At 75.7% G+C, this 26,149-nt stretch carries 31 protein-coding genes; 11 read left to right on the top strand and 20 right to left on the bottom strand.

Features of this window, described 5'->3' with window-relative positions:
- Nucleotides 1-101: 101 nt before the first annotated feature.
- Both HLV61_RS23250 and proC read right to left on the bottom strand, forming a co-directional pair.
- Entirely contained in the window at nt 102-443 is a 342-nt protein-coding gene (locus tag HLV61_RS23250; protein ID WP_245784485.1) for a helix-turn-helix domain-containing protein, read from the bottom strand.
- A gap of 252 nt (nt 444-695) precedes the next feature.
- Nucleotides 696-1,514, bottom strand: coding sequence for a pyrroline-5-carboxylate reductase (gene proC, locus HLV61_RS22830; protein WP_369259683.1), 819 nt, complete (start codon nt 1,512-1,514; stop codon nt 696-698).
- Between the two features lie 106 nt (nt 1,515-1,620).
- On the opposite strand from proC, the gene HLV61_RS22825 reads away from it, so the two are divergent.
- Nucleotides 1,621-2,187 carry a type 1 glutamine amidotransferase domain-containing protein gene (locus tag HLV61_RS22825; RefSeq protein WP_369259681.1) on the top strand — a complete coding sequence of 189 codons (567 nt, stop codon included), beginning with the start codon at nt 1,621-1,623 and terminating at the stop codon, nt 2,185-2,187.
- A gap of 27 nt (nt 2,188-2,214) precedes the next feature.
- Here HLV61_RS22825 and HLV61_RS22820 read toward each other — a convergent pair whose 3' ends face one another.
- Complete coding sequence (locus HLV61_RS22820; protein WP_369259679.1) at nt 2,215-3,003, bottom strand: hypothetical protein; 789 nt, start codon at nt 3,001-3,003, stop codon at nt 2,215-2,217.
- On the bottom strand, nt 3,003-3,947 hold the full coding sequence (locus HLV61_RS22815; RefSeq protein WP_369259677.1) for a Ppx/GppA phosphatase family protein: 945 nt from the start codon (nt 3,945-3,947) through the stop codon (nt 3,003-3,005). Before HLV61_RS22815 ends, HLV61_RS22820 begins: the two co-directional genes overlap by 1 nt.
- 40 nt (nt 3,948-3,987) lie before the next feature.
- On the opposite strand from HLV61_RS22815, the gene HLV61_RS22810 reads away from it, so the two are divergent.
- From HLV61_RS22810 to HLV61_RS22800, 3 genes are all read left to right on the top strand, one after another.
- Nucleotides 3,988-4,794: a hypothetical protein gene (locus tag HLV61_RS22810; RefSeq protein WP_369259676.1), complete on the top strand. Its 807-nt coding sequence runs from the start codon at nt 3,988-3,990 to the stop codon at nt 4,792-4,794.
- A 95-nt stretch (nt 4,795-4,889) separates the two neighbouring features.
- Nucleotides 4,890-7,067 (top strand): bifunctional MFS transporter/dTMP kinase, encoded by a 2,178-nt coding sequence (locus tag HLV61_RS22805; RefSeq protein WP_369259674.1) that lies wholly within the window; start codon nt 4,890-4,892, stop codon nt 7,065-7,067.
- 5 nt (nt 7,068-7,072) lie between these two features.
- On the top strand, nt 7,073-7,954 hold the full coding sequence (locus tag HLV61_RS22800) for a class I SAM-dependent methyltransferase (protein ID WP_369259672.1): 882 nt from the start codon (nt 7,073-7,075) through the stop codon (nt 7,952-7,954).
- Here HLV61_RS22800 and HLV61_RS22795 read toward each other — a convergent pair.
- Nucleotides 7,951-8,952, bottom strand: coding sequence for a helix-turn-helix domain-containing protein (locus tag HLV61_RS22795; protein WP_369259670.1), 1,002 nt, complete (start codon nt 8,950-8,952; stop codon nt 7,951-7,953). The two genes, HLV61_RS22800 and HLV61_RS22795, sit on opposite strands and share 4 nt — an antisense overlap.
- Nucleotides 8,953-9,033: 81 nt before the next feature.
- Between HLV61_RS22795 and HLV61_RS22790 the strand changes: the two genes are divergently transcribed.
- Both HLV61_RS22790 and HLV61_RS22785 read left to right on the top strand, forming a co-directional pair.
- Nucleotides 9,034-9,243 carry a hypothetical protein gene (locus HLV61_RS22790; protein ID WP_369259668.1) on the top strand — a complete coding sequence of 70 codons (210 nt, stop codon included), beginning with the start codon at nt 9,034-9,036 and terminating at the stop codon, nt 9,241-9,243.
- A 10-nt stretch (nt 9,244-9,253) separates the two neighbouring features.
- Complete coding sequence (locus HLV61_RS22785; protein ID WP_110005236.1) at nt 9,254-9,475, top strand: DUF3072 domain-containing protein; 222 nt, start codon at nt 9,254-9,256, stop codon at nt 9,473-9,475.
- Between the two features lie 142 nt (nt 9,476-9,617).
- Here HLV61_RS22785 and HLV61_RS22780 read toward each other — a convergent pair whose 3' ends face one another.
- Nucleotides 9,618-10,298, bottom strand: coding sequence for a winged helix-turn-helix domain-containing protein (locus HLV61_RS22780; protein ID WP_369259666.1), 681 nt, complete (start codon nt 10,296-10,298; stop codon nt 9,618-9,620).
- Entirely contained in the window at nt 10,295-11,521 is a 1,227-nt protein-coding gene (locus HLV61_RS22775) for a sensor histidine kinase (RefSeq protein WP_369259664.1), read from the bottom strand. The genes HLV61_RS22780 and HLV61_RS22775 overlap by 4 nt, the downstream gene beginning before the upstream one ends.
- Before the next feature lie 219 nt (nt 11,522-11,740).
- On the opposite strand from HLV61_RS22775, the gene phoU reads away from it, so the two are divergent.
- Nucleotides 11,741-12,400 (top strand): phosphate signaling complex protein PhoU, encoded by a 660-nt coding sequence (phoU, locus tag HLV61_RS22770; RefSeq protein WP_369259662.1) that lies wholly within the window; start codon nt 11,741-11,743, stop codon nt 12,398-12,400.
- 63 nt (nt 12,401-12,463) lie between these two features.
- On the opposite strand, the gene HLV61_RS22765 is transcribed toward phoU, so the two are convergent.
- The 5 genes from HLV61_RS22765 to mshA are packed head-to-tail and all read right to left on the bottom strand — an operon-like array spanning nt 12,464 to nt 17,101.
- Nucleotides 12,464-13,234 carry a phosphoglyceromutase gene (locus HLV61_RS22765; protein WP_369259661.1) on the bottom strand — a complete coding sequence of 257 codons (771 nt, stop codon included), beginning with the start codon at nt 13,232-13,234 and terminating at the stop codon, nt 12,464-12,466.
- Nucleotides 13,235-13,272: 38 nt separating this feature from the next.
- The gene (locus HLV61_RS22760) at nt 13,273-13,572 is read right to left on the bottom strand and encodes a hypothetical protein (protein ID WP_369259659.1); all 300 of its coding nucleotides are present in this window, start codon (nt 13,570-13,572) and stop codon (nt 13,273-13,275) included.
- A 10-nt stretch (nt 13,573-13,582) separates the two neighbouring features.
- A complete protein-coding gene (locus HLV61_RS22755; protein WP_369259657.1) occupies nt 13,583-15,181 on the bottom strand; it encodes an MFS transporter in 1,599 nt (532 codons plus the stop codon).
- Nucleotides 15,178-15,762 carry a YbjN domain-containing protein gene (locus HLV61_RS22750; protein ID WP_369259655.1) on the bottom strand — a complete coding sequence of 195 codons (585 nt, stop codon included), beginning with the start codon at nt 15,760-15,762 and terminating at the stop codon, nt 15,178-15,180. The genes HLV61_RS22755 and HLV61_RS22750 overlap by 4 nt, the downstream gene beginning before the upstream one ends.
- 13 nt (nt 15,763-15,775) lie before the next feature.
- Nucleotides 15,776-17,101 (bottom strand): D-inositol-3-phosphate glycosyltransferase, encoded by a 1,326-nt coding sequence (mshA, locus tag HLV61_RS22745; protein WP_369259653.1) that lies wholly within the window; start codon nt 17,099-17,101, stop codon nt 15,776-15,778.
- Nucleotides 17,102-17,185: 84 nt separating this feature from the next.
- On the opposite strand from mshA, the gene HLV61_RS22740 reads away from it, so the two are divergent.
- Nucleotides 17,186-17,974: an SDR family oxidoreductase gene (locus tag HLV61_RS22740; protein ID WP_369259651.1), complete on the top strand. Its 789-nt coding sequence runs from the start codon at nt 17,186-17,188 to the stop codon at nt 17,972-17,974.
- A 67-nt stretch (nt 17,975-18,041) separates the two neighbouring features.
- On the opposite strand, the gene HLV61_RS22735 is transcribed toward HLV61_RS22740, so the two are convergent.
- A complete protein-coding gene (locus HLV61_RS22735; protein ID WP_369259649.1) occupies nt 18,042-19,043 on the bottom strand; it encodes a UDP-N-acetylmuramate dehydrogenase in 1,002 nt (333 codons plus the stop codon).
- A gap of 59 nt (nt 19,044-19,102) precedes the next feature.
- Between HLV61_RS22735 and HLV61_RS22730 the strand changes: the two genes are divergently transcribed.
- Genes HLV61_RS22730 through HLV61_RS22720 form a run of 3 tightly spaced genes read left to right on the top strand, consistent with a single transcriptional unit; the run spans nt 19,103 to nt 21,075 of the window.
- Complete coding sequence (locus HLV61_RS22730) at nt 19,103-19,960, top strand: class I SAM-dependent methyltransferase (protein WP_369259647.1); 858 nt, start codon at nt 19,103-19,105, stop codon at nt 19,958-19,960.
- Complete coding sequence (locus HLV61_RS22725) at nt 19,957-20,814, top strand: spermidine synthase (protein ID WP_369259645.1); 858 nt, start codon at nt 19,957-19,959, stop codon at nt 20,812-20,814. Before HLV61_RS22730 ends, HLV61_RS22725 begins: the two co-directional genes overlap by 4 nt.
- A gap of 51 nt (nt 20,815-20,865) precedes the next feature.
- The gene (locus tag HLV61_RS22720) at nt 20,866-21,075 is read left to right on the top strand and encodes a PspC domain-containing protein (RefSeq protein ID WP_369259643.1); all 210 of its coding nucleotides are present in this window, start codon (nt 20,866-20,868) and stop codon (nt 21,073-21,075) included.
- Between the two features lie 25 nt (nt 21,076-21,100).
- Here HLV61_RS22720 and HLV61_RS22715 read toward each other — a convergent pair whose 3' ends face one another.
- The 7 genes from HLV61_RS22715 to HLV61_RS22685 form a co-directional block, all read right to left on the bottom strand.
- Nucleotides 21,101-21,385, bottom strand: coding sequence for a DUF2516 family protein (locus HLV61_RS22715; protein ID WP_369259641.1), 285 nt, complete (start codon nt 21,383-21,385; stop codon nt 21,101-21,103).
- 166 nt (nt 21,386-21,551) lie between these two features.
- Nucleotides 21,552-22,283 (bottom strand): hypothetical protein, encoded by a 732-nt coding sequence (locus HLV61_RS22710; RefSeq protein ID WP_369259639.1) that lies wholly within the window; start codon nt 22,281-22,283, stop codon nt 21,552-21,554.
- Nucleotides 22,280-22,822, bottom strand: coding sequence for a helix-turn-helix domain-containing protein (locus tag HLV61_RS22705; RefSeq protein ID WP_369259637.1), 543 nt, complete (start codon nt 22,820-22,822; stop codon nt 22,280-22,282). Before HLV61_RS22705 ends, HLV61_RS22710 begins: the two co-directional genes overlap by 4 nt.
- A 99-nt stretch (nt 22,823-22,921) precedes the next feature.
- Nucleotides 22,922-23,971 (bottom strand): asparaginase, encoded by a 1,050-nt coding sequence (locus HLV61_RS22700; RefSeq protein WP_369259635.1) that lies wholly within the window; start codon nt 23,969-23,971, stop codon nt 22,922-22,924.
- Nucleotides 23,968-24,534, bottom strand: coding sequence for an RsiG family protein (locus HLV61_RS22695; protein ID WP_369259633.1), 567 nt, complete (start codon nt 24,532-24,534; stop codon nt 23,968-23,970). The genes HLV61_RS22700 and HLV61_RS22695 overlap by 4 nt, the downstream gene beginning before the upstream one ends.
- Nucleotides 24,531-25,640, bottom strand: a complete 1,110-nt coding sequence (ygfZ, locus tag HLV61_RS22690; protein WP_369259631.1) for a CAF17-like 4Fe-4S cluster assembly/insertion protein YgfZ — start codon at nt 25,638-25,640, stop codon at nt 24,531-24,533. The genes HLV61_RS22695 and ygfZ overlap by 4 nt, the downstream gene beginning before the upstream one ends.
- 10 nt (nt 25,641-25,650) lie before the next feature.
- Entirely contained in the window at nt 25,651-26,106 is a 456-nt protein-coding gene (locus tag HLV61_RS22685; RefSeq protein WP_369259629.1) for a Fur family transcriptional regulator, read from the bottom strand.
- Nucleotides 26,107-26,149 lie beyond the last annotated feature (43 nt).

Genomic DNA, 26,149 nt, shown 5'->3' with positions numbered 1-26,149 from the left:
GGGCCCCGGAGGGGTCCGCGTAGGCGCGACGGGTGGGCTCGGGCCGTCGGGGGGACGGCACCTGGCCGCGGTGTCGTCCGGGAGGACGACGGTGTGACGACTCAGGCGATGTCGGTGTAGGCGTCGCGCAGGTAGTCCTGGACGGCGCGCTCCGGGACGCGGAACGACCGGCCGACGCGGACGGCGGACAGCTCGCCGGCGTGCACGAGGCGGTACACGGTCATCTTCGAGACGCGCATCATGCTGGCGACCTCGGCGACGGTCAGGAAGGTGACGGCGGCGCGCGGCTGCGGGACGACCGGGCGGCCGACGGGCATCGCGGCGGGGTGGGCCGGGCCGACCGGGCGCGCCATGGCGGCGGCCGGGATCGGGCGGGCCATGGGCCGCGGGCCGGGCACGGCCGGGCGGATGTAGGCGGCGTTGGTGCGCTGGGGCATGGTCATGATCAGCTCTCCGGACCTAGCACGAGTCGAGCGCCGGCTTCCCCACCGACTACGGGACACGCACGTGCTGATACAGAGAGTAGGGGGACCCACGTGACAGAAGCGATGGAAGAAACGAACACGGGGAACGGTCCGTCCCTGGCAGAACTACACGTATGCAACTCGCTACACAGCTGTATCGGCGCGTCTCCGCGACGACGTGTCGACACGGTGACGCAGAGTCCCGCCACCGGACCCGGCGGCGGGTTATCGTCACCGGCTCCCGTCGGCCTGGCCCAGCTCCACCGAACGCGCCGCGGCCGCCTCGATCGCCGCGATGAGCGCCGAGCGCACCGAGTGCCGCTCCAGTTCCCGGATGCCGGCGATGGTCGTGCCGCCCGGGCTGCTCACCGCGTCGCGCAGCTGGGCCGGGTGCTCCCCCGACTCGCGCAGCATCACCGCTGACCCCAGCGCGGTCTGCACCACCAGCTCCGTGGTCAGCGCCCGCGGCAGGCCGAGCAGCACGCCGGCGTCGACCATCGCCTCGACCAGGTAGAAGAAGTAGGCCGGGCCGCTGCCCGACAGCGCCGTCACCGCGTCCTGCTGGTACTCCGGCACCCGCGCCACCCGGCCGACGGTCGACAGCAGCGCCTCCGCCTCGTCCAGCTCCGCCTCCCCCGCGGACGCACCGGCAGACAGCACGCTCATCCCCTCGTCGACGAGGGCGGGGGTGTTGGGCATGACCCGCACCACCGGCACACCGGCCGGCAGCGCCGCCTCGATGGTGGCGGTGGAGATGCCGGCCGCGATGCTGACCACCAGGTGCCCGTCGTCCACCGCCGGCGCGAGCAGGGTCAGCAGGCCGGGGAGGTCCTGCGGCTTGACCGCCAGGAGCAGCACCCGCGCGCGGGCCGCCGCCTCCTCGATGCCGACGACCTCGACGCCGTAGCGCGCCTCGAGCTCGCGTCCCCGCTCCGGGTGCCGCTCGCAGACGACGACGCCGTCGGGACCCGACCGCTTCACCAGCCCGGCCAGGAGCGCCTCGCCCATCTTGCCGCCGCCGAGGACCGCCAGGCCCTGTCGCTGTGCCATGTCGTTCTCCCAGCTCTCGGTGTGCGCGGGACCCGCGCGCCGGACCTCGATCGGACCGTAGTGCGCGCGGGTGTGCCGTCTCCCGGCCCCGGGTAGCCGCGCCCGCATGGCAGGAGAACTGAACGGGATGAAGGTGGCCGTGCTCGCGACCGACGGCGTCGAGCAGGTCGAGCTCGAACGGCCGTGGCAGACGCTGGAGGAGGCCGGCGCGGAGCCCGAGCTGGTGTCGCTGGGGAGCGGCACGATCACCATGTACCAGCACATCGACAAGGGCGACCAGAAGAAGGTCGACACCACCGTCGCCCTGGCCGACCCCGAGGACTACGCGGCGCTGGTCCTGCCCGGCGGTGTCGTCAACGGCGACTTCGTGCGGGCCGACGCCGACGCCGTGGCCTTCGTGAAGGCCTTCTTCGAGGCGGACAAGCCGGTGGCGGCGATCTGCCACGCGCCCTGGGTGCTCGTCGAGGCCGGCGTCCTCCGTGGCCGGCGGATGACGTCGTGGCCCTCGCTGCAGACCGACCTGCGCAACGCCGGCGCCGACTGGGTGGACGAGGAGGTCGTCGTCGACGGCAACCTCGTCACCAGCCGGAACCCCGACGACCTCGACGCGTTCGGCGCGGCGATCGTCGAGCAGTTCGCGCAGGCGGGCACCGAGGACGACGAGGACGAGTGAGCCAGGGCCGGGCTGCCCGGCGGCGCCTCAGGGGCCGGCGAGCAGCCCGGCGGCCGGGGCGATGGTGAGCAGCGTCCCGGCGAACACGAGGACGGCGACCAGCCGCAGGCCCGTGGGCTCGCGGCCGGTGCGCTGCCGCCACGCCCCCACGCCGGCGACCAGGCCGGTGACCGCCAGCGGGGCGAGGACCACCGCGACCTGGGGCAGCTGCTCCCAGACGACGGTGGCGAGGAAGTAGATGCCGACCCCGGCGGCGAGGGCCAGGACCAGCTCGCCGGCGAAGCGCAGCCAGGCCAGCGCCCCGTCCCGGGCGCCCAGCGGCTCGTCGAGGACCTCGGTCTCCCCGGGCCGGGTCACCGGGATCGGGCCGGTGGCCGGCGGGGCGTCCGGCCCGGTGCTGCCCGGGACGCCCGGCTTGCGGGAGGGCCGGATCCCCGGGATGGCCGCCGTCGAGGGCTCGGACGGGCCGCGGGTGGCCCCGGCCGGCGCCCCCGCGACGCGGCCGGTGTCCCGGGCCTTCTCGACGCGGCCGGTGTCCCGCGCCTGACGGCCGGTGTCGGAGACCCGCCCCGTGTCCCGGGACAGCCGGCCGGTCTCGGAGACCCGGCCGGTGTCGCCGGCCCGGCGCCCGGGGTTGGGCTGCCCGGTCTCGGCGTCGGGCTCCCGCTTGCGCTGCTTGATCGGGATGTCGCCGGTGTCCCCGCGGCGCCGGCGCACGCTGCGCGGCGCCTCGATGCCGGCCTCGCGCAGGATGTCGGCCAGCGGCCGGCCGCCGGTCTCCGGACCGGGGTCGGGGTCCCTGCGGGGCTGTGCCATCACGCGCCTCCCAAGGAGTCCAGTCGCCGCAGGATGACGCCCTCGCGCAGCGCCCACGGACAGATCTTGACGGAGGGTAGTTCCAGGGCCTGCATCGCGGCCTGCGCCACGACCGCACCGGCGGGCACCTGGTGGGCGCGGTCGGGCGACACGCCGCGCAGCTCGGCCAGGCCGCGGGACTCGATGCGGGACACGAAGCCGATCAGCTGCCCCAGCCCGTCGAGGGTGAGCTGCCGCTCCACCCGCAGGCCGGCCGAGTAGGGCGCCGCGCCGGTCAGCCGCGCGAGCGTGCGGAACGTCTTGCTCGTCGCCGTGACCAGGTCCGGCGGCCCGGCTGCGCGCAGCTTCCTCGCCGCCGGCCGGAGGACGTCGGCGGCGTGCTCGTGCAGGGCCTCGAGCTTGGCGAGGTCGGGCTTGCCGCCCGCGGCGGCCTCGGGCAGGAAGCGGCGGGTCATGCGCCCGGCGCCGAGCGGGACCGACAGCGCGACGTCGGGGTCCTCGTCCACGCCGCTGGCCAGTTCCAGCGAGCCGCCGCCGATGTCGAGCACCAGCAGCCGCCCGGCGCTCCACCCGTGCCACCGGCGCACGGCCAGGAACGTCAGCCGCGCCTCCGCCTCACCGCTGGTCACCTGCACGTCGACGCCGGTCTGCGCGCGGACGCGGTCGAGCACCTCCAGGCCGTTGACCGCCTCGCGGATGGCCGAGGTGACCAGGGCGAGCACCTCGTCGCAGCCCTGCTCCTCGGCCCGCCTGCACGCCTTGCGCACCGCGTTGACCAGCGCCTTCTCGCCGGCCTTGGACAGGACGTCGTCCTTGCCGACGTGCTCGGCCAGCCGCAGGACGGCCCGGTCGTCGTAGGTCGGGGTCGGGTGGCCACCGCGGTGGGCGTCGACCACCAGCAGGTGGACGGTGTTCGAGCCGATGTCCAGCACCCCGAGCCGCATGCGGTCAGTCTGCAGGTCGGGGTCTGCCTAGGCTGGGCCGGTGCAGGACGTGCCCCCGGAGGTCGATCCCGACTTCGCCCGCGAGTGGATCGAGTTCCCGGACCCGGCTGATCCACGGCACGTCGTCCGCGCCGACCTGACCTGGCTGGCGTCGGCGTGGACCTGCGTGTTCGGGCGCGGGTGCGCCGGCGTCGTCGAGGGCCGGCCCGACGACGGCTGCTGCAGCCACGGCGCCTTCTTCACCGACGAGGACGACCTCGCCCGGGTGACCGCCGCCGTCGCCGACCTCGACGACGAGGACTGGCAGCTCGCTCCCGTCGGCCGCGGCGCCTGGACCGAGGAGGACGCGGCCGACGACGAGGGCGGCGTCCGGTCCCTGCGCACCCGCCTGGTCGACGGCGCCTGCGTCTTCCTCAACCGGCCGGGGTTCCCCGGCGGCACCGGCTGCGCGCTGCACCGCATGGCGCTGCGCGAGGAGCTGCTCCCGCTGACCACCAAGCCCGACGTCTGCTGGCAGCTGCCGGTGCGCCGGGAGCAGGAGCACGTCGAGCGGCCCGACGGGACGTCGGTGCTGGTGAGCACGATCGGCGAGTTCGACCGGCGCGGCTGGGGCCCCGGCGGTGCCGACCTGCACTGGTGGTGCACCGGCTCCCCCGGCGCGCACGTGTCCCCCGAGCCGCTGGTGGCCACCTACGCCGCCGAGCTCACCGTGCTGCTGGGCCCGGCCGCCTACGCCGAGCTGCGCCGGCTGGCCGAGGCCCGGCTCGACCTCGGCCTCGTCGCCCCGCACCCGGCCAGTCCCGCACCGGTGCCCCTCACGCTGCAGCGCCGGCGGCCGGGCGGCTGACCGGAACTCTCCCGTCCGGGTGCGGCGGCGGCCGGACGGTCGCCCGCCGCCACTACCCTTCCCGGGACGACCGCGACGACCGGACGGCGGGAACTGTGAGCGACGGACAGGCGGCGAGTGCCGGCGCGCGCGCGGGCGGGTCGTCGGCCAGCGGTCGGGCGTCGGACAACGCGTTGCTCGCGCTCGTGCGGATCCCGGTGTTCCGTCGCATGTGGGCGGCGATCGCCGTCTCCAGCCTCGGCGACTGGCTCGGCCTGCTGGCGACCACCGCGCTGGCCCAGCAGCTCACGCGGGACCAGTCGCTGGGCGTCCAGGGCGCGGCGATCTCCGGCGTCATCCTCGTCCGGCTGCTGCCCGACCTCCTCCTCGGTCCCATCGCCGGCGCGCTGGCCGACCGGCTGGACCGCCGCACCACCGTCGTCGTCGGTGACCTGCTGGCCTGCGCGCTGTACCTGTCGATCGGGCTGAGCTACGAGCTGACCTGGCTGTACGTCGCCCAGTTCCTCGTCGAGGCGGTGGGCCTGTTCACCAACCCGGCCAAGCAGGCGATCTGGGTGGCGATCGTCCCGCGCGAGCGGCTCGCCGTGGCCAACCAGGTCTCGCTGTTCAGCGTCTACGGCGCCGTGCCGGTGGCCTCGCTGCTGTTCGCCCTGCTCTCCACGGTCGCCCGGGTGTTCCCCGGCAGCGGCCAGAACGAGGACGCGCGGACGGCGATCGTCGTCGCCCTGCTGTTCAACTCGGTGACCTTCGCCGTCTCGGCCACCACCGTGCTGCTCTCGCGCCGGCTCATCCCGCCGACACCCACCGAGCGCCAGGCGTCGACGAACGTGTTCTCCCTCATCGTCGAGGGCGTCTCGTTCCTGCGCGGGCAGCCGCTGATGCGCGCCCTGTACGTCGGCGTCATCGGCGCGTTCGGGGCGGGCGGGCTGATCATCGGCGTCGCCCAGCTCTACATCGCCACCCTGGACGCCGGCGCCGCCGGCTACGGCGTGGTGTTCGGCATCGTGTTCACCGGCCTGGCCCTCGGCATGCTGGTGGGGCCGCGGATCCTGCCCACCATCCCGCGGCGCACCCTGTTCGCCCGCTCGATCGGGCTGGCCGGGATCGCACTGCTGGCGATGTCACTGCTGCGGGACTTCGTGCTGGCCACGGGCGCGGCGTTCCTCGTGGGCGTCTTCGCCGGGATCTCCTGGATCATCGGCTACACGCTCATCGGTTTCGAGGTCGAGGACCGCCTGCGCGGCCGGGTGTTCGCCTTCGTCGTCTCCTCGGTGCGCATCGTCCTGCTGCTGGCGGTCGCCGTCGGTCCGGGCCTCGCCGGCGTGCTCGGCACGCACGACCTGCGGGTCGGCGAGCTCATGCTCACCCTCACCGGTCCCGGGCTGACCCTGATGATCGGCGGCGCGCTCGCCCTGCTGGTCAGTGCCTACGCCGTCCGCCAGGTCGTCCCGCGCGGGCGGCCGGGCACCCGCGCCCGCGACGTGTTCCGCCTGCTCTGGGGCAGCTCCGACATCCTCTCGGCCTCCTCCAGCAGCACCGGGCTCTTCATCGTCGTCGAGGGCGCCGACCGCGACCTCACCCGCCGCTACACGGCCGACCTGGCCGAGGTGCTGCGCGAGTGCGGGTGCGCCGTCGTGGCCACGCACGAGCCCAGCGACACCGCGCTCGGCCGGCAGGTCCGCACGCTGCTCTACCCGCCGGCGCCGGACCCGACGGCCGGCGTGACCGACGGCGAGGGCCACCCGGTGGCCGCCTACACCGCGGCGCTGCTGGCCGCGGCCGACCGTGCCGAGCACGTGGCCACGGTGATCCGGCCCGCCCTGCAGCGGCGCGAGGTCGTCGTCTGCAACCACTACGTGGACACCTCGATCGCCTTCCAGGGCGCCGGGCAGGGCCTGGACGCCGACCGCATCTACCGCACCTCGCTGTGGGCCACCCGCGGCCTGCTGCCCGACCTCACCGTGGTCGTCGACTCGGCGGTCACGGCCGGGCCCGCGGACGCCGACGCCGACGCGGTGCGCGCGGCCTTCCTCGCGCAGGCCGAGGCGGCGCCCGACCGCTACGTCGTCGTCCCCGGCGAGCTGCTCGGGACCGACGGCTCCCCGGAGGGCTCCGGGCTGGTCTCGGCCGCCGTCCGCCGGAAGGTCTCCGCCCTGCTCGCCCAGCGCTACCCGGAGCTCGGCGAGAGCCGGGCCGACGGCGCCCCGGGCGCGGCCGACCCGCCGGTCGGCGCGGCGCGGACCGGGGGGACCACCGGCGGCTCCGTAGGCTGACCGGCGTGAGTGCCCCGGTGACCGCTGCCCCGGCGACGTGGACCCCCGAGGACACCGAGGCGGTCGACTGCTGCCTGTGCGGCATCCCCGGCCGGCTCGTCCACGACCTCGCGCCCTTCGGCGTCGTCCGCTGCCCGTCCTGCGGCCTGGTCTTCATCAGTCCCCGGCTGCGCCCGGAGGCCCTGCAGCGGCTCTACGACGACGTCGGCTACTTCGAGGGCGGCGTGTACGGGGGCGGCCTGGAGAACGGCGGCGGGGACGACGGCGGCGCGGGCAGGAGTGGGTCGTCGCAGGACCGCCGGTTCGACCCGGCGATGCTCCTGCAACGCACCTGGACCGCCGGCCGGCTGGCCCTGCTCGACCGGGTGCGGGGCCGCGCCCCCGGAGGACGGCTGCTGGAGGTCGGCGCCGGCTACGGCCTGTTCCTCGACGCCGCGCGGGAGGCCGGCTGGGACGCCGGCGGGGTGGAGCTCTCCCGGACCGGCGCGAAGCACGCCACCGAGGTCCTCGGTCTCGACGTCTTCTGCGGCCAGCTCGCCGACGCACCGCTGGAGCCCGGCGTCGACGTCCTCTGCGCCTGGGACACCGTCGAGCACGTGCCCGACCCCCTGGACTTCTGGCGGACGGCGCGCTCGCTCGTCGCCGACGACGGCATCGTGCTGTTCTCCACGCCCTACGTCTCGTCGCTGCCGGCGCGGCTGCTCGGCACCCGGTGGTGGACGCTGAAGCCCGCCGAGCACATCTGGCACTTCACCCCGCGTACGCACGCGATGCTGCTGGCCCGCGCCGGGTTCGCCCTCACGCAGGTGGTGCGCAGCCCGCTGGCGCCCAGCAACGCCGGGCGCCTCGACTCCCTCGTCGGCGTCGCCCGTCCCGTTCCGCTCTAGGCCGCCGTCCCCTCGCCGGCCGGCACGGCGCGGACGGCGCGGAAGGTCTGCCGGTAGGCCCGCGGGGAGACGCCGCGGCGCCGGCTGAACTGGTCGCGGAAGCCGGCGGCGGTGCCGAAGCCGACCAGCCGCGCGATCTCCTCCACCGGGGCGTCGCTCTCCTCGAGCAGCGCCTCGGCCACCGCCAGCCGCTGGCCGAGCAGCCAGGCGTGCGGCGTCGTCCCGGTCGTGGCCTTGAACCGGCGGGCGAAGCTGCGCGGGCTCATCAGCGCGCGCCGGGCGAGCGCCTCGACGCTGATGTCCTCGGCCAGGTGTGCGCGCGCCCAGTCCAGGACCAGGCCGAGCAGGTCGTCCTCGCAGCGGGCGACCGGCGCGTCGATGTACTGGGCCTGCCCGCCGTCGCGGTGCGGCGGGACGACCATCTCGCGGGCCAGGCAGTTGGCGGCCGTGGGACCCCACTCGCGGCGGACGAAGTGCAGCAGGGCGTCCACGCCGCTCGCCGTCCCGGCGCCGCTGATGACCGTGCCCTCGTCGACGTAGAGGACCCGCGGGTCGACGTCGACGGCCGGGTAGCGGGCGGCCAGTTCCCCGGCGTAACGCCAGTGGGTGGTGGCCCGCTTGCCGTCGAGCAGGCCGGCCTCCGCGACGACGAAGGCGCCGGTGCAGTGGCTGATGACCTGCCCGCCGCGGGCGTGCACGGCGCGCAGCGCGTCGAGGACCGGGACGGAGACCGGTGCGGAGAGGTCCTCCCATGCGGTCACGAGGACGACGTCGGAGACGGCGAGCCGCTCGAGGCCGTGCTCGACGTACAGGGTCAGCCCGGTGTCGGTGCGCACCAGCCCGGGGCGGTCGGTGACCACCGCGAAGTCGAAGCGCGGCATGCCGAAGCGGCGGTAGTCGTAGCCGAACACCTCGGCGGCCACCCCGAGGCCGAAGGCCCCGAGGACACCGTCCCCGGCGAGCAGGCTGACGACGAGCGGACGGTCGGTCTCGGTCACGCGGACATGATGGCAGGAACGACGCGGTCCATGTCACCCCTGCCACTCGTCGGTGCAGCGGCGTCGGACCACGCTCGTCCCATGTTGCTGATCACCTGCCCCGTGACCCGGACCGACGAGCTGGTCGCCGACCGGCGGATCCGATCGGTCACCAACCACCCCACCCACGTGGCGCTGGGTGTCGAGTGCCCCTCCTGCGGGAGCGTGCACGTCTACCGCACCGGCCGGCGCTGGGAGGCCGTGCGGGCGGAGCGGGCCGCTCGACCTGCGGCGCAGCTCGCTCCCGCCTAGGATCGAACACATGAGCGAATCGAACGTGAACACCGGTCAGGCCGGCGACCCCACCGCCGAGAAGGACCCGTCGGACTGGGTCACCGGCGACGAGCCCGCCACCGGCGCGCAGAAGAGCTACCTGCACACGCTGGCCCGGCAGGCCGGCGAGGACGTGCCGGAGGACATCACCAAGGCCGACGCGTCGATCAAGATCGACGAGCTGCAGGAGGAGACCGGCCGGGGTCAGTGACCCCGGCCGGCCACCCGTACGGACGCCGCAGGAGGTCGCCGGGAGCGGGGGCCCGGAGGGTCCCCCTCGCGGCGACGGGTCAGGGCTCAGCGCCGGCCGGCCACCCGACCCGGACGCGGTGGAGGCCGGTAGGCCGACCGTGTCACTGCTCGAACTTGTAGCCGAGCCCGCGCACGGTCACGAGGTGCTTGGGGTTGGCCGGGTCGGGCTCGATCTTGGCGCGCAGACGCTTGACGTGGACGTCGAGGGTCTTGGTGTCGCCCACGTAGTCCGAGCCCCACACCCGGTCGATCAGCTGCCCGCGGGTCAGCACCCGGCCGGCGTTGCGCAGCAGCAGCTCGAGCAGGTCGAACTCCTTGAGCGGCAGCGCCACCGGCTCGCCGTCCACGGCCACCACGTGCCGCTCGACGTCCATGCGCACGGGGCCCGCCTCCAGCGCGCCGTCGGCCGGGACCTCCGCGTCACCGCGGCGGCGCAGCACGGCGCGGATGCGGGCCACCAGCTCACGGGCCGAGTACGGCTTGGTCACATAGTCGTCGGCCCCGAGCTCCAGGCCGACGACCTTGTCGACCTCGGAGTCCTTCGCCGTGAGCATGATGATCGGGACGTTGCTGCGGGAGCGCAGCGCCCGGCACACCTCGGTGCCCGGCAGTCCCGGGAGCATGAGGTCGAGCAGGACGATGTCGGCCCCCGCGCGGTCGAACTCGGCCAGCGCGTCGGGGCCGGTGGCGGCGACGACCGCCTCGAACCCCTCGCGGCCGAGCATGTAGGACAGCGCATCGGAGAAGGACTCCTCGTCCTCCACCACGAGCACTCGGGTCATGACCGTCCTTCCTGGAGGACCCCGCCGGCGTCGGACGCCGCGGCGGGAGGTTCGGGGCGGTCCTCGACCGCCAGGGGGATGCGCAGCGTGAAGGTGGAGCCGAGGCCCTCCTCGCTCCACACGCTGACCGAGCCACCGTGGTTGCTGGCCACGTGCTTGACGATCGCCAGGCCCAGGCCGGTGCCACCGGTCCTGGTCGCCCGCGACTGGTCGACCCGGTAGAAGCGCTCGAAGACCCGCTCGCGGTCGGCCCGCGGGATGCCGATCCCGCTGTCGGTGACCGCGATCTCGGCGAACCCACCCCGCGCCCGCGCCCCGACGGCGATCTTCGTGTTCTCCGGGCTGTAGGCGACCGCGTTGGCCAGCAGGTTGGTCACCGCCGTCGCCAGCTGGGCCTCGACCCCGCGCACCAGGAGGCAGCGTCCGCCGCCGACGGCGATGGTGATGCCCTTGGCCGCGGCGGCCAGGCCGGTGCGGTCGACGGCCTCGGCGAGCACCGTGTCGACGTCGACCGGAGTCAGCTCCGGCAGCGGCTCGGCGCCCTGCAGGCGGGACAGGTCGATGAGCTCGCGGACCAGCCGCGCCAGCCGGTCGGCCTCGTGCGCCATGCGCGTGGCGAAGCGCTGCACGGTCTCGGGGTCGTCGGCGGCGCCCTGCATGGCCTCGGCGAGCAGCCCCAGCGCGCCGACCGGCGTCTTGAGCTCGTGGCCGACGTTGGCGACGAAGTCGCGGCGGACCGCCTCCACGCGACGGGCCTCGGTGACGTCCTGGAGCACCAGCGCCACGGGACCGGGCACGGCCGACGGCGTGACGTCACCGGGCGAGGCGTCCAGCCGGATGCCGTGGGCGCCGACCAGCCGCGTGCCGCCGCCCACGACCTCGCCGGGCAGCGAGACGTCCGAGCGCCGGCTCCCCCAGCGGCGGACCTCGCCGACCAGGTCCTGCAGCGCGGGGACGACGAGCCGGCGGTCGCGGACGATCCCGAGCCCGCGCGCCGTCGGGTTGGCCACGACGACGGCGTCGTCCTTGTCGAGCAGGAGCACCGCGGGGTCCATGAGGTCGAGCAGCCGTCGCGCGAGCTGCGCCTCGGCGGCGCCGTCCCGCTCGGCGTCGCTCCCGGCGCGTTCGGCCCTGTCGGAGCGGCGGCGCGCGAGCAGCACGCCGACGGCCACCACGAGGGCGCCGACGACGACGCCGGTCACGAGGGCGACCAGCGGGCTCACGGGGCCGATGCTAGGCGGCTCGGGGACCCCGTCGTCCCCCGTGCGGGTGGCGACGCAACCCGGGTGACCGACTGTTCACGCCCGGGTGTCCCCTCGTTCACCGGCCACCCCCGTCGCGTGCCTCCCCAGCACCTACCCTCGAGGACGCCGGGGCGGCGCACCGAGCAGATGGTGCCCGGCCGGCGGCACCGGCGGACGGCCGGCCGACGAGGAGGACCCGTGCGCGAGCACTACCGCGAAGAGCTCGAGGACATCAACGCCTGCCTGGTGGAGATGTCGAACTCCGTCGGCTCCGCGATGAGCAAGGCCACCACCGCCCTGCTCGACGCCGACGTCGCCCTCGCCGACCTGGTCATCGCCGGCGACGAGCACATCGACGCGGTGCGGGAGAGCATCGAGGAGCGCTGCTTCACCCTGCTGGCGCGCCAGCAGCCGGTGGCCACCGACCTGCGCACGGTCACCACGGCGATGCGCATCGTCGGCGACCTCGAGCGCATGGGCGACCTCGCCGTGCACGTGGCCAAGCTGGCCCGCATGCGCTTCCCGGAGTCCGCCGTCCCCGCCGAGGTGCGGCCGATCTTCCTCGAGGCCGGCCACGTCGCGCAGAGCCTGGTCACCCAGGTCGGCACCGTCATCGCCAAGCTCGACGTCCAGGGCGCCGTCCAGCTCGAGAAGGACGACGACCTGATGGACCAGCTGCACCGTCAGCTGTTCACCGAGCTGCTCAGCCCCGGCTGGCCGCACGGCATGGAGTCGGCCATCGACATCACGCTGCTCGGCCGCTACTACGAGCGCTTCGCCGACCACGCCGTCAGCGTCGCCCGCCGCGTCGTCTTCCTGGTCACCGGCGAGCGGGACATGGTCGCCCTGCCGAACTGACGCCGCAGGGACGACGAGGGCCTCCCCACCGCACGGTGGGGAGGCCCTCGTCGTCCGTGTGCGCTACTTCTTGCCCTGGTTCTTGACCGCCTCGATCGCGGCCGCCGCGGCGTCGGGGTCGAGGTACTCACCACCGGCCTCGACCGGCTTGAGGTCGGCGTCGAGGTCGTAGCGCAGCGGGACGCCGGTGGGGATGTTCAGCCCGACCACCTCGTCCTCGCCCATGCCGTCGAGGTGCTTCACCAGCGCCCGCAGGCTGTTGCCGTGCGCGGCCACCAGCACGGTGGCGCCGCTGCGCAGGTCCGGGACGATCGCGTCGTACCAGTACGGGAGCATCCGGACGACGACGTCGGCCAGGCACTCGGTGGCCGGGCGCACCTCCGGCGGGAGGAACGCGTAGCGCGGGTCGGCGTCCTGCGAGTACTCGCTGCCGGCCTCGATCGGCGGCGGCGGCGTGCTGTAGGAGCGGCGCCACTCCATGAACTGCTCCTCGCCGTACTCGGCGAGGGTGGCCGCCTTGTCCTTGCCCTGCAGCGCGCCGTAGTGCCGCTCGTTGAGCCGCCAGGAGCGCCGCACCGGGATCCACTGGCGGTCGGCGGCGCCCAGGGCCAGCTCGGCGGTGGTGATCGCCCGCCGCAGCAGCGAGGTGTGCAGGACGTCGGGCAGCAGGCCGTGCTCGGCGAGCAGCCGGCCGCCGCGGGCGGCCTCGGCGCGGCCCTTCTCCGACAGCTCGACGTCCACCCAGCCGGTGAACAGGTTGGCCTTGTTCCACTCGCTCTCGCCGTGGCGGAGCAGGACCAGGGTGCCGGGCGCGCTGGCGGCAGACGTCGTCACGCCGCCCATCCTGCCCGACCCGGCCGCGCACGGTCCCCTCAGCTCAGCAGCGGCCAGAGCACCCAGGCCTCGTAGAGCACCGGCGGCGCCAGCCCGGCCAGCAGCCACGGGCTGAGCACCCGCCGGGAGGCGCCCCAGCGGACGGCGGCCACCAGCGCCACGCTGCAGGCCAGCGCGACCGCCAGCCACAGCGCGGTGGCGGCGACGTCGACGACGAACAGCTGGGTCAGCACGAGCTGCACGGCGCACAGCAGCAGCGGGTACACCAGGCCGGAGGCGGCCACCACGCCGATCAGCGCGCGGCCGAAGCGTTCCTGCGCGGCGGGCTGCTCCTGCACCTCGCCCACGCTAGGGGGAGGAGTCCTCCTGCGCCCCTGGCCGGCGGCGCCCGGGCAGCCAGACGAGGACGACGACGGCGGCGACGGCCGCGGCCGCCGCGGTGCCGACGGCGGTCAGGTGCATCGCCGAGACGAACGCCTCGCGGGCGGTGTCGGCCAGGGCGTCGGCGGCCGCCGCGGCACCCGGATCGCCGGCCGCCCGCGCCCGGTCCGCCGTCACCCGGGCCGCCTCCAGGGTCGCGGCGATCGAGGTGCTCGCCTCGCCGCGCTGCGCGGCGGGCAGCACGTCGACGGCGCGGCCGAGGTGGGCGGCGTAGGCGGTGGCCAGCAGCGAGCCGAGGATGGCCACGCCGAGCGCGCCGCCGACCTGGCGGACGGTGTTGTTCACCGCCGCGCCGGCGCCGGCCTTCTCCCTCGGCACCACCGACATGATCGACTCGGTGGCCGGCGCCATGACAGCGCCCATGCCGAGGCCCTGCACGGTGAGCGTGGTGAGCAGCAGCCACAGCGGAGCCGCCTCGTCCAGCAGCTGGAAGCCCAGGAACGACAGCGTGATGAGGACGAAGCCGGTGGCGCAGACGGCCTTGGCGCCGTACCGCTCGGCCAGCCGGGAGCTGTTCGGTGCCATGACCGCCATGCCCAGCGCCACCGGGATGAGCGCGGCACCGGACTGCAGGGGGTCGTAGCCGCGGGCGCCCTGCAGGTAGTAGACCAGGTAGAACGTCGCGCCCATCAGCGCGAAGAAGTTCAGGCCCAGCGCGGCCGCCGCGGCGGAGAACGCGGGGTTGCGGAACAGCGAGACGTCGAGCGCCGGGTGCGCCGAGCGCCGCTGCAGCCAGACGAACAGCACCATGAGCAGCGCGCCGCCGACCAGCGGGACGAGCACCCCGGGCGTCGCCCAGCCCACGCCCGAGCCGCCGTGGATGATCCCGTAGACCAGCCCGGCCAGCGCCGCGATCGACAGCAGGACGCCCGGGACGTCGAGCCGGCCGGGCGCCGGGTCGCGCGACTCCGGCACGAACGCCAGCGTGCCGGCGACGCCGAGCAGCGCCACCGGCACCCCGATGAGGAAGATCGCCCCCCACCAGAAGGTGGTCAGCACCGCGCCGCTGGCCAGCGGTCCCCCGGCGACGGCGAGGCCGGCCGTGGCCGCCCAGATGCCGATGGCGCGGCCGCGCTCACCGGCGGGGAAGACGTTGGTGAGGACGGCGAGCGTCGTCGGCTGGACCGCCGCGCCGCCGATCCCCATCACCGCCCGCCAGCCGATGAGCTCCAGCGGGCTGTCGGAGGAGGCGGCCATCACCGAGCCCCCGGCGAAGACGGTGAGCCCGATGAGCAGGACCCGGCGGCGGCCGATGCGGTCGCCGATGACGCCCCAGGAGAACAGCAGCCCGGCGAAGACGACGATGTAGGCGTCGACGGCCCACTGCAGCTCGCCCTGGGTGGCGCCGAGCTCCCGCTGCAGGGTCGGGATGGCCACGTTGAGCGTCGTGTTGCCCGTGATCACCACGAGCAGGCAGACGGTCATGGTGGCCAGCACCCACCAGCGCCGCGCGTAGCCGGGGCCCTCCCCGACGGCCGCCACCGGCGCCCGCCCAGTGGTGGTCATCCCCCGCCGTCCGGCGAGGGCGCCGTCCCGCCCTCGTCCGCGGGACCGGTCCGGCCCGCCTGGGCGAACGCGGCGAAGGCCTCGAGGTTGCGCAGCGACTCGCCGCGCTTGACCCGCCACTCCCACTCGCGGCGGATCGAGCTGCCGAAGCCGATCTCGAGCATGGTGTTGAAGTGGTCGTCGGCATAGCTGAGGACCGCTCCGAGCAGCCGGTCGAGCTCCTCGGGGGTCACCGCGGCGTGCGGCACCCGGCCGGTGAGGTAGACGTCTCCGACGCGGTCGACGGAGTAGGCGACGCCGTACATGCGCGCGTTGTGCTGCAGCAGGTAGGTCCACAGCTGCTCGCGGTTCTCGTCGGGCTGGCGGCAGACGAAGGCCTCCACCCGGAGCGCGTGCTCGCCCACGATCAGCCCGCACACCGTCTTGAGCTTCTTGGTGCCGGGCAGGTCGACCAGCCACCGTCCGGGCGCGGGGTGCTCGTGCACCAGGTCGGCGTCGCGCAGGGTCCGGTCGATGACCGCGTCGAGCGCCGCCACCACGTCGGCGCGGGCGGTCCGGGTCCCGCCGGTCTCCTCGGTCACTGCGTGCCTCCGCTCACCAGGCCACCTGCGTCCCCAGGGACACGCCGGCCACCGGCCACAGCGCCCGCCGCCCGGCGCCGGCCATCTCCGCGGCGGCCGCGGCGTAGGCGTCCACCAGGGCGTCGGCGGTGCGGTCCCAGGAGAAGGCGGCGGCGTGCCGGCGCGCGCCGGCGCCGAGCAGCTCCCGGCGCTCGAGCACCGCGCGGACGGCCGCCGCGTACGCGCCGGGGTCCCGGCCCTCGACCAGGACGCCGGACACGCCGTCGCGCACCGCCGTCCGCAGCCCGCCGACCGACGCGGCCACCACCGGCGTCCCGCAGGCCTGCGCCTCCAGGGCGACCAGGCCGAAGGACTCGTTGTGGCTCGGGACGACGGCGACGTCGGCGGCGCGGTAGTGCAGGGCCAGCCGGTCCGGCGGCTGCGGCGGCAGGAAGCGCACGAGGTCGGCGATGCCCAGGGAGGCGGCCAGCTCCTCCAGCTGCCGCGGCGCCTCCAGCCCCGACCCGCTCGGCGCCCCGACGACGTGCACCTGCAGCCGCGGGCGCAGCGCCGGGTCGTCGTCGAGCATGCGGGCGGCGGTGGCCAGCAGCAGGTCGGGCGCCTTGAGCGGCTGGATGCGGCCGACGAAGGTCAGGACGACGGCGTCGGCGGGCACGCCCAGCGCGCGGCGGGCGGCGGCGCGGTCGCCGGGGGTGAAGCGGTCGAGGTCGACGCCCGGGGGGACGACGAGCGTGCGGCGCGGGTCGGCGCCGTAGTGCTCGACCAGCTGCCGGGCCTCCTCCTCGGTGTTGGCCACGAGGCGGTCGGCCTCGGCCACCACCTGCTCCTCGCCGATCACGCGGGCGCGCGGCTCGGGCCGGTCGCCGTCGGCGAGCGCGGCGTTCTTCACCTTGGCGAGGGTGTGCGCGGTGTGGATCAGCGGCACGCTCCACCGGTCGCGCGCCAGCCAGCCGACCTGGCCGGACAGCCAGTAGTGCGAGTGGACGACGTCGTAGTGGCCCGGCTCGTGCTGGGCCTCCTCGCGCAGCACGCCCGCGGTGAAGGCGCACAGCTGGCCGGGGAGCTCCTCCTTGCCCAGTCCCTCGAACGGGCCGGCGCTGACGTGCCGCACGGTCACGCCCGGGCTCATCTCGACCACCGGCGGCAGGTCGCTGGAGGTGGCGCGGGTGAAGACGTCGACGGCGATGCCGCGGGCGGCGAGCCGGCGGGACACCTCGACGATGTAGACGTTCATGCCCCCGGCGTCGCCCGCACCGGGCTGGTCCAGCGGACTGGTGTGCACCGAGATCGTCGCCACCCGCCGGGGCACGCGCGGGGGCAGCAGGCGGCGAGCAGGCACACAGACCTCCCGCCTCGCCCAGCCCGGGCGCCGTCGCGGCACCCCTGTCGACTCTCCATCCTGCAACAGCGTCAGGATGGGCCTATGCCCGGTGTCGCCGATCTCTCACCGTCCGGTCCGCGTCCTCTGCCGGGGTCCGGGCGTACCGCCGTCGTCACGGGTGCCTCCAGCGGGATCGGCGCCGCCACCGCCGAACGGCTGGCCGTGGAGGGCTTCGACGTCGTCCTGGGCGCCCGGCGGATGGACCGGCTGACCGCGCTGGCCGAGCGGATCGGCGCCCGCGCGCTGCCCCTCGACGTCACCGACCCCGCGTCGGTGGAGGCGTTCGCCGCGGCCCTGCCGCGGGTCGACGTCCTGGTCAACAACGCCGGCGGCGCGTTCGACACCCGGCCGGTGGCCGAGGCCGACCTCGACTCGTGGGCGCGCACCTACGACGTGAACGTGCTCGGCACCGTCCGGCTCACCAAGGCGCTGCTCCCCGCGCTGCGGGCCTCCGGCGCCGGTGACGTGCTGTTCGTCGGCTCGACGGCGGGGCTGGTCAGCTACGAGGGCGGCGCCTCGTACACCGCGGCCAAGCACGGCGTGCACACGCTGGCCGGGACGCTGCGGCTGGAGCTCGTCGCCGAGCCGGTGCGGGTCATCGAGATCGCGCCCGGGATGGTGCGGACCGAGGAGTTCTCGCTCCACCGCACCGGCAGCCAGGAGCAGGCCGACGCCGTCTACCGGGGTGTCCGCGAGCCGCTGGTGGCCGAGGACGTCGCCGACTGCATCGCCTGGGCGCTCACCCGCCCGCACCACGTCAACGTCGACCTGCTCGTCGTCCGCCCGCGCGCCCAGGCCGCCCAGCACAAGGTCCACCGCGAGACCGACTGACCCGTCGAGATCACGTGATCTCGTACGCGATCCGACCGCTGGGCGTACGAGATCGCGCGATCTCGACCTACAGCCGGGTGGGCTCGGGGACCAGGGTGACGCCGAAGCGGTCGCGGACGGCCTCGACCACGCGGTCGGCGAAGGCCATCAGCTCGGCCGCCGTCGCGCCGGGCTCGGTGGTCAGCGCCAGGCTGTGCCGCGACGACGTCCCGACCCGCCCCGCGCGGGTGCCGCGGCTGAAGCCGGCCGACTGCACGAGCCAGGCGGCGCTGAGCTTGACGCTCCCGTCACCGGCCGGCCAGCTCGGGCAGCCGGGGACGGTCTGCGCGGCCGGGACGACGGGGTTGGTGAAGAACGACCCGGCGCTGCGGGTGTCGGGATCGGCCGGGTCGACGACCATCCCCTTGCCCCGGCGCAGGTCGAGGACGGCCGCGCGGACGTCGGCCAGCGGTGCCCGGTCACCCGGCTCCACGCCCAGCCGCTTGGCCAGCTCCGCGTAGCCGACCGGCCGGGACAGCGGCCCGGCGTCCAGCGCGAAGGTGACGGTCAGGACGACGAACCGGCCGGGCTCGCGCTTGAGCCGGCTGTCGCGGTAGCCGAAGGCGCACTCGGCGGGGGTCAGCGTCCGCTCGCGCTTCTCGGCGCGGTCGTACACGCGGACCGCGGTGACCGTCTGCGCGACCTCCTGGCCGTAGGCGCCGACGTTCTGCACGGGGGTGGCGCCGGTCGAGCCGGGGATGCCCGACAGCGCCTCCATCCCGGCCAGCTCCGCCTCGACGGTCAGCGCGACCAGGTCGTCCCAGTCCTCACCGGCCTGCACCTCGAGGACGTCGCCGCGCCGCTCGACGCCGCGGCTGCGCACCGCGACGACGTCGCCGGCCCACCCGACGTCGGGCGCGACCAGGTTGGAGCCGCCGCCGAGCACCAGCAGCGGCCGGCCGGCCTCGTCGGCCTCCCGGACGGCGGCGACCAGCTCGGCGGCGTCGGTGACCTCGACCAGGCGCTCGACGGGGCCGCCGACCCCCAGCGTGGTGAGGTCGGCGAGACGGGCGTCGGATCGGACGAGCACCCGTCCACGGTAGCCGCGCGGCGCAGGGACACCGGGGACGCCGACTACCCTCGGCACCGGTGAGCGAGGGGGGCAGCGGGCACAAGCGCCGGGCTGAGCTGGCGCCGGAGAAGGCCCGTCCCCGGCTGGCGGCGGGCCGGGCGCGCGCGCTGGGCCTGCCCACGCGCGGCATCACCAACGCCAACCGCCTGCGCCGCGTCGACCGCTGGCTGGTGGCCACCCAGGTCCCGCGGCTGCGCGACGCGGCCCGCCCGCTCGTGGTCGACCTCGGCTACGGCTCCTCGGCGGTGACCACCCTGGAGCTCGCCGAGCGGCTGGGCCCCGAGGTGCCGGGACTCGAGGTGGTCGGCCTGGAGATCGACCCGGCGCGGGTCGCCGCCGTCGCCGGGGACCGCGACCCGCCCCGGGTGGACTTCCGCGTCGGCGGGTTCGAGCTGGCCGGGCTGCAGCCGGTGCTGGTGCGGGCGTTCAACGTTCTGCGCCAGTACGACGAGGCGTCGGCCGCGCGGGCGTGGGAGACCACGTGCGCCGCGCTGGGCCCCGGCGGGCTGCTGGTCGAGGGCACCTGCGACGAGTGGGGACGCCGCTCGACGTGGGTGGCACTGGACGCCGACGGCCCGCTGACCCTCACGCTGGCCGCGCGGGTCTCCGACCTCGACCGCCCCTCCGACCTCGCGGAGCGGCTGCCCAAGGCGCTCATCCACCACAACGTGCCCGGGCAGCCGGTGCACGCCCTGCTGCGCGCCCTCGACACCGCGTGGGCCTCGGCGGCGGGCCTGTCGACGTTCGGGCCGCGGCAGCGCTGGGTCGCCGCGGTGCAGGCGCTCGCCGACGACGGGTGGCCGCTGGTGGGCAGCAGCCGCCGCTGGCGGCACGGTGAGCTGACCGTGCGCTGGTCGGCGGTGGCGCCGCCGTGAGGCGCATCCGGCCGGAGGTGCTCCCGCCGGGCCTCACGGAGGTCGACGGCGGGACGGCCGAGCTGCTCGGCGACGCCGACCGCGACGGGTCCTGGGTGCTGATGGTGGACGGCACGCCGCAGTCGCACGTCGACCTCGACGAGCCCGCCCACCTGGAGTTCGAGTACGTCCGCCGGATGGGCCACGTGCTCGACCTGGCCGCGCCGGAGGGCGAGCCGCTCGACGTCGTCCACCTGGGCGGCGGTGCGCTCACGCTGGCCCGCTACGTGGCGGTGACCCGCCCGGGCTCGCGGCAGCGCGTCGTGGAGCTCGACCAGCGGCTGACCGACCTCGTCCGCACGCACCTGCCGCTCCCCCGGGGTGCGCGCGTGCGGGTGCGGGCCGGTGACGCCCGCGCCGGGCTGGCCGCCCTGCCGACGGCGAGCGCCGACGTCGTCGTCAGCGACGTCTTCGCCGGCGCACGCACCCCCGCACACCTGACGACGGTGGAGTACGCCGCCGAGGCGCACCGGGTGCTGCGGCCGGGCGGGGTGCTGACGGCCAACGTCGCCGACGGCCCGCCGCTGCGCTTCGCCCGCGGCCAGGTGGCCACCCTGTGCGCGGTCTTCCGGCACGTCGGCGTCCTGGCCGAGCCGGGCACGCTGCGCGGGCGGCGGTTCGGCAACCTCGTGGCGGTGGCCTCGGACGCCGAGCTGCCGGTCGCCGGGCTCACCCGGCGCTGCGCCGGCGACCCGATGCCCGCCCGGGTGGTGGCCGGTGAGGACCTCGGCCGGTTCGCGGGGAACGCCCAGCCGGTGCACGACGCCGACGCCGCGCCCTCCCCCGAGCCGCCTCCGGGGGTCTTCAGCCGCTGACCAGGGTCTTCCCCGATGCCCGGAGCGGCCGGCCGCGCCTAGTGTCGGCGCATGACGTACCCCTCACCCGTCCCCAGCCGGCTGACCCGCGACTCGCGGAACAAGATGATCGCCGGCGTGTGCGCCGGGATCGCCCGCCGCTACGGCATCTCCACCGGGGGCCTGCGGCTGGCCTTCGTCGTCTCCTGCATCCTGCCCGGCCCGCAGTTCATCGCGTACCTGGTCCTGTGGGTGCTGATGCCCCGGGACGACCGCTACTGACCCGCCGCGTCCGCGGCGGGCCGGCTCACCAGCTGCTGTTGCCGCGCTGGACGCCGCGGACGGCGGGCCGCACGTCGACCAGGTAGACCACGGTGGCGATGACCGCGGGCAGGCCGAGGAAGCTCATCGGGCCCTGCAGGTAGAGGACCACGGCCGACAGGGCGGTGATCGCCGCCCAGGCCGGCTTGGTGAGCTTGCCGACGGCGACGTAACCGGCGGCCGGGCGGATCACGGCGTCGACGAACGCCCAGGCAGCGACCGCGAGCATCACCAGCCGCAGGCCCTCGACGAGCGCGAAGTCGAACCCCATGCCCCGGAGGGTACCCGCCGGGGACGACGCCGGGACCCCTCCGACGGGGGTCCCGGCCCCGGACGTGACAGGGCCCCGGAGCGCAGGTGCAGCTCCGGGGCCCTGGTCAGTGGCCCCCTCCAGGGCACCGCCCCGGACGTGCGAGGGGCGGGGAGGGGGTCCTTCGTCAGTCGGTGCTGGTGGTGCGGGTGCGGGACACGCGGGCCGAGGTGCCGGCGGCGGACTTGGTGCGGGCCGCGGTGGTGCGCTTGGCCGGCTTGCGGGCGGCCTTCGCGGTCGCCTCGTCGGCGGCCTCGGCGGTCTCCTCGATCACGGCCTTGGCCTGCTCGGCGGCCTGGTCGACGGCCTTCTCCGCCTTGGCGGCGGCCTTGGTGGTCTTGCCGGCGGCCTTCTGGACCAGCGAGGTGACCTCGTTCGAGGCCTCGTTCACGGCCTCCGCGGTCTCCTGGATGGCGTCCTCGACGACGTCCTCGACCTTGTCGACGGCCTGCTCGGTGCGGACGACGAAGCGGCGGACGCCGGGCTGGCGGCGCAGCTCCTGCAGCACGTCGGCGCCGCGCTCGGCCAGCTGCTCGACGGCGGTGGTGGCCTGGGCGCGGGCCTGCTCGACCAGACCGGCGACGGTGCTCACGACCGTGTCGGGACGGACGGCGACGGCCAGCTGACGGCTGTTCTCGCGGGCCTGGGCGACGGCCTGCTCGGCGCGGGTGCGGGCCTCCTTGGCGGCCAGGTCGACCTGGACCTGGGCCTCACCGGGGAGGGCCTCGGCGCGGGTGCGCAGCGTGGCCAGGACGGTGCGGGCCTGCTCGACGGCGAGGTCACCGGCGCCGACGGCGACGAGGAGCGGGCGGCGGCTGCGCTCGGCGACCTGCTCGAGGAGGGTGGTGGCGGTGGTCATGCGGACTCCTTGGAGGGGTTCGGGTCGGTTCCGGGCGGGGGGATCGGGATGGCGCCCGGTGCGGTGCCGGCGGTGCGCGCGGGGGTGCTCGCTGCCGCGTACTCGCGGACGTAGGTCTCGTACAGCTCGATCAGCACGGCCTTGTGCCGCTCGGAGAGCTGGTCGTCGGACCGGATGGCCGCGACCGTGTCGGGGTTGCCGGCCCGCCGGTCGAGGATGCCCGCCTGCTCGTAGAGCGACTCGGCGGAGATCTTCAGACCCCGGGCGATGGCGGCGAGGATCTCCGCCGACGGCTTGCGCAGTCCCCGTTCCACCTGGGACAGGTAGGGGTTGCTCACCCCGGCGGTGCGGGCGAGCTCGCGCAGGGACACCCGGGCCGCGCTGCGCTGCTCCCGGATGTACTCACCCACCTGCGAACGCACCGCCGAGACCTGCTGGGCCTCGGCCGCGACGGTCTCCGCGACGCTCCCGGCGAGGAGGTCCACCTTCTCGCGGACCGACCTCACCTGACCGCTCACGAACTCGCCGGGGGTCTGCACTACTCGACGGTAACCACGGGTGCTAGCAACTGCAAGCGGTGCTGCTAGCACCGCTCCGTGAGTCTCCTCACACCCCGCGTGTCGCCGTCGACCCGCAGGTCAGCCGGCCGGTCGGTCGGTGAGGAGCGCCGAGGGCCGGACCTCCCCGACGACACCGTCGCCGCCGGTCACGGGCGTGACGGTCCACCGGTCGAGCATGTCGGCGTCGACCCCGAGGCGGCGCAGTGCGGCGGCGAGCACCGGCGCCCGTCCGCGGTCGCCGCCGTCGTCGAGCTTGTAGGCGATCGCGCCGCGGCCGGGCAGCGCGGCGACGTGCACGCCGTCGGCGCCGCCCTTGGCCAGCAGGCCGGGGACGGACTCCATCAGCAGCGTGTCGTCCCGGCCGGTGCCGGCCACGAACCAGGGGTGCGCGCGCATCGCGTCGGCCACGGCCCGCTCCGGGCTCCCCGGCTGCGCGTCGACCAGGGACCGCAGGCCGCGGGCGAGCCCGGTCAGGGACAGCCCGTGCTGGGGTGCGCCGCACCCGTCCACGACGACGGCGGCCACCTGCTCGCCCGCCGCCTCGCCGAGCCGCGCCTCGATCGCCTGCTGCAGCGGGTGCCCGCGGTCGAGGTACCCCTCGGTGGGCCAGCCGGCGGCGACGCAGGAGGCCAGCATCGCGGCGTGCTTGCCGGAGCAGTTGAAGGCCAGCCGTTCGGGCTCACGGCCGGCGACCGTCCAGGCGGCGCGGGTCGGCTCGTGACCGGGCAGCGCGGTCGGGCAGCCCAGCGCGTCGGGGCCGAGGCCGGCGGCGTCGAGGATCGCGGCGGCGACGTCGCGGTGGCCGTCCTCACCGGCGTGCGAGCCGGCGGCGATGGCGAGCTCCTCGCCCGAGCGGGGCTGCCAGCCGGCGGTGAGGTAGGCGGTGGCCTGCACCGGCTTGTTGGACGAGCGCGGCAGGACCGGGCGGGCGACGTCGCCGGCCGACCAGCGCACCGCGCCGTCGGGACCCAGGACGACGACCGCGCCGCGGTGCACCGACTCCAGGAACCCCGACCGCCAGACCTCGACGAGGACCGGCGCGTCCGGCCAGGGAACGGTGCGGGAACGGCTCCGCTCGGGGGGCCCGCGCCGAGCCTGCGAGGCGTGGGGAGGAGCGGGGTCCTTCATCGGCCCTCTTGGGCCAGCAGCGCGGCGACGTCGGCCTCGCCGCTGCGGTAACGGCGGGCCAGCTCCCCGGCGAGGGCGTCCATCACGTGCTGCACGCCGCGGCGCCGCTCCGACAGCGACCCCTCCGCGGCGGCCAGCGCGCGGGCGGCCCGCTCGAGGTCGGCGTCGGGGAGGCCCGACACGTCGGACAGGTCGACGTCGGGGGTCAGGCCGTGCACCCAGGACTCGTAGACCTCGGGCGCGGCCGGCTGCACCGTCTGGTGCCGGCCCAGGCCGTGCGCGGGACCGCGGCCCTTCTCGGCGAGGATCTCCGGCAGCAGGTCCACCAGCGAGCGCCCGTCGTGCTCGGCGCGGCGCTGCAGCTCGCGGCGCACGATGTCCAGCCGGCCCTGCAGCAGCCGCCGCGTGTAGGAGAGGTTGACCTCCTCCTGCTCGGCGCGCCGGCGCAGGCCGCGCACCTCCCCCATGGCGCGGGACTCCACGCCCTCGAGGAAGCCGGGGTCGAGCAGCGCGTCGACGGCAGCACCGCCGGCGGGCGTCGGGGAGGGGCTCACGGAGGTCACCGCCCGATGGTGGCAGACCGGACCGCGCGGACCCGGTCGCGGGCCGCCGCCCGGGTGTCGTCGAGCGCCGACGGGGCGTCGTCGGGGTCGACCGACGCGCGCGAGCCGCCCACGGTCAGGTCGGCGTCGGGGGCGACCGACTGCTTGACCAGCGCGAGCGCGACGACGCCGAGCTCGTGGTGGCGCACGACCGTGCCGGTGCGGCCGACCTCGCGGGCGCCGTTCAGCACCGGGGTGCCGGGCGCGGAGAGGTCCTCGCTGACGCCGTCGAGGTGCAGCAGGACCAGCCGCCGCGGCGGGCGGCCGAGGTTGTGCACGCGCGCGACGGTCTCCTGCCCCCGGTAGCAGCCCTTCTCGAGGTGGACGGCGCCGGTCAGCCACGGCAGCTCGTTGGGGATGGTGCGGTGGTCGGTGTCGACGCCGAGCCGCGGCCGGCGGGCCTCGACGCGCAGCGCCTCGTAGGCGTCGAGCCCGGCGGAGGCGGCACCCGCGGCGATGAGCGCGTCGGCGCGCGCGGCGACGTCGGCGCGGGGCACGAGCAGGTCGACCGCCGTCGCCCTGCCGTCGCCGAGGGGCGGCATCCGGCGCACGAAGCCGCCGCCGGGCAGGGCGGTCACGGCGTACGGGGCGTCCGGGGCGGGCAGACCCGCGGCGGCGAGCACCTCCGGGACGCGCGGGCCCACGAGGGACAGCAGCGCCCAGTCGGCGGTGACCCGCGCCGGCTCGACGCGGAGCAGGAAGCGCATCCGGTCGAGGAAGGTCTGCAGCGCCGTCCCCGTGCCCGGCTCGACGTCGGCCCAGGTGGTGCCGCCGAGCTCGGCGAGGACCAGGTGGTGCTCGACGTGGCCGTTCGGGGACAGCACCAGCGCCTCGGTGCCGGTGCCGTCGGCCAGCCGCTCGAGGTGCTGGCTGGTCAGGCTGTGCAGCCAGGTCAGCCGGTCGGCGCCGGGGATCGCGAGCACGTCGCGGTCGCTGCGGTCGACGAGACCGGCGCCCTCGGCGAGCAGCCGCTGCTCGCGCAGGGGGTCGCCGTGGTGGGCGGCGACGGTCGTGCCCTCGGCGAGGACGGCCCCCGGTCGCGTGGCCAGCGGGGAGGTGGTGGTCATGACTGCTCCGTCACTCCTGGGGTGTCCCGGACTCTCGACAGCGGCGGCACGTGCCCGACAGCGCGACGTGCCCCACGTCGAGGGTGAAACCCAGGTCGGCGGCCAGACGTTCCGCCGCCTCCTCCAGCAGCGCCGGGTCGGCCGAGGAGATCTCCCCGCAGGAGGCGCAGACGACGTGGAGGTGCGGGTGCTCCGAGGCGTGGTAGACCGGCGCACCCTTGCCCAGGTGCGTGTGCCAGACCAGGCCGAGACGCTCCAGCAGCTCCAGCGTCCGGTAGACGGTCGAGGTGTCCGGCGCCGCACCGCCGGGCCCGGCCTGCTCGCGCAGCCGCGCGCCGATGGCCTCGGGCGTGGCGTGGTCGAGCTCGGCGACGGCGGCCAGGACCTGCTGGCGCTGCGGCGTCAGCCGCAGGCCCTGGGCCCGCAGCCGCTCGGCCAGCGGGGCCGGACCGTGCTCGGTCGTCACGGAGCGAGCCTAGTTCCGGTCCCGCCGGCCGGGTCCGGATCAC

Origin of the sequence: Geodermatophilus amargosae (genome assembly GCF_041028265.1) — a bacterium.
In the GTDB taxonomy this organism is placed as follows: domain Bacteria; phylum Actinomycetota; class Actinomycetes; order Mycobacteriales; family Geodermatophilaceae; genus Geodermatophilus; species Geodermatophilus amargosae_A.
Note: the sequence above shows the minus strand (reverse complement) of the source record. Positions and strands in the feature narration are given on the sequence as shown.

Coding starts and splice junctions, on each gene's coding strand:
- HLV61_RS22700 (WP_369259635.1), bottom strand. CDS start 23,971: ATGAAGGACCCCGCTCCTCCCCACGCCTCGCAGGCTCGGCGCGGGCCC.
- HLV61_RS22785 (WP_110005236.1), top strand. CDS start 9,254: ATGAGCGAATCGAACGTGAACACCGGTCAGGCCGGCGACCCCACCGCC.
- HLV61_RS22825 (WP_369259681.1), top strand. CDS start 1,621: ATGGCAGGAGAACTGAACGGGATGAAGGTGGCCGTGCTCGCGACCGAC.
- ygfZ (WP_369259631.1), bottom strand. CDS start 25,640: ATGACCACCACCTCCCCGCTGGCCACGCGACCGGGGGCCGTCCTCGCC.
- HLV61_RS22815 (WP_369259677.1), bottom strand. CDS start 3,947: ATGCGGCTCGGGGTGCTGGACATCGGCTCGAACACCGTCCACCTGCTG.
- HLV61_RS22790 (WP_369259668.1), top strand. CDS start 9,034: ATGTTGCTGATCACCTGCCCCGTGACCCGGACCGACGAGCTGGTCGCC.
- HLV61_RS22820 (WP_369259679.1), bottom strand. CDS start 3,003: ATGGCACAGCCCCGCAGGGACCCCGACCCCGGTCCGGAGACCGGCGGC.
- proC (WP_369259683.1), bottom strand. CDS start 1,514: ATGGCACAGCGACAGGGCCTGGCGGTCCTCGGCGGCGGCAAGATGGGC.
- HLV61_RS22710 (WP_369259639.1), bottom strand. CDS start 22,283: ATGACCACCGCCACCACCCTCCTCGAGCAGGTCGCCGAGCGCAGCCGC.
- HLV61_RS22740 (WP_369259651.1), top strand. CDS start 17,186: ATGCCCGGTGTCGCCGATCTCTCACCGTCCGGTCCGCGTCCTCTGCCG.
- HLV61_RS22720 (WP_369259643.1), top strand. CDS start 20,866: ATGACGTACCCCTCACCCGTCCCCAGCCGGCTGACCCGCGACTCGCGG.
- HLV61_RS22755 (WP_369259657.1), bottom strand. CDS start 15,181: ATGACCACCACTGGGCGGGCGCCGGTGGCGGCCGTCGGGGAGGGCCCC.
- HLV61_RS23250 (WP_245784485.1), bottom strand. CDS start 443: ATGACCATGCCCCAGCGCACCAACGCCGCCTACATCCGCCCGGCCGTG.
- HLV61_RS22780 (WP_369259666.1), bottom strand. CDS start 10,298: ATGACCCGAGTGCTCGTGGTGGAGGACGAGGAGTCCTTCTCCGATGCG.
- HLV61_RS22715 (WP_369259641.1), bottom strand. CDS start 21,385: ATGGGGTTCGACTTCGCGCTCGTCGAGGGCCTGCGGCTGGTGATGCTC.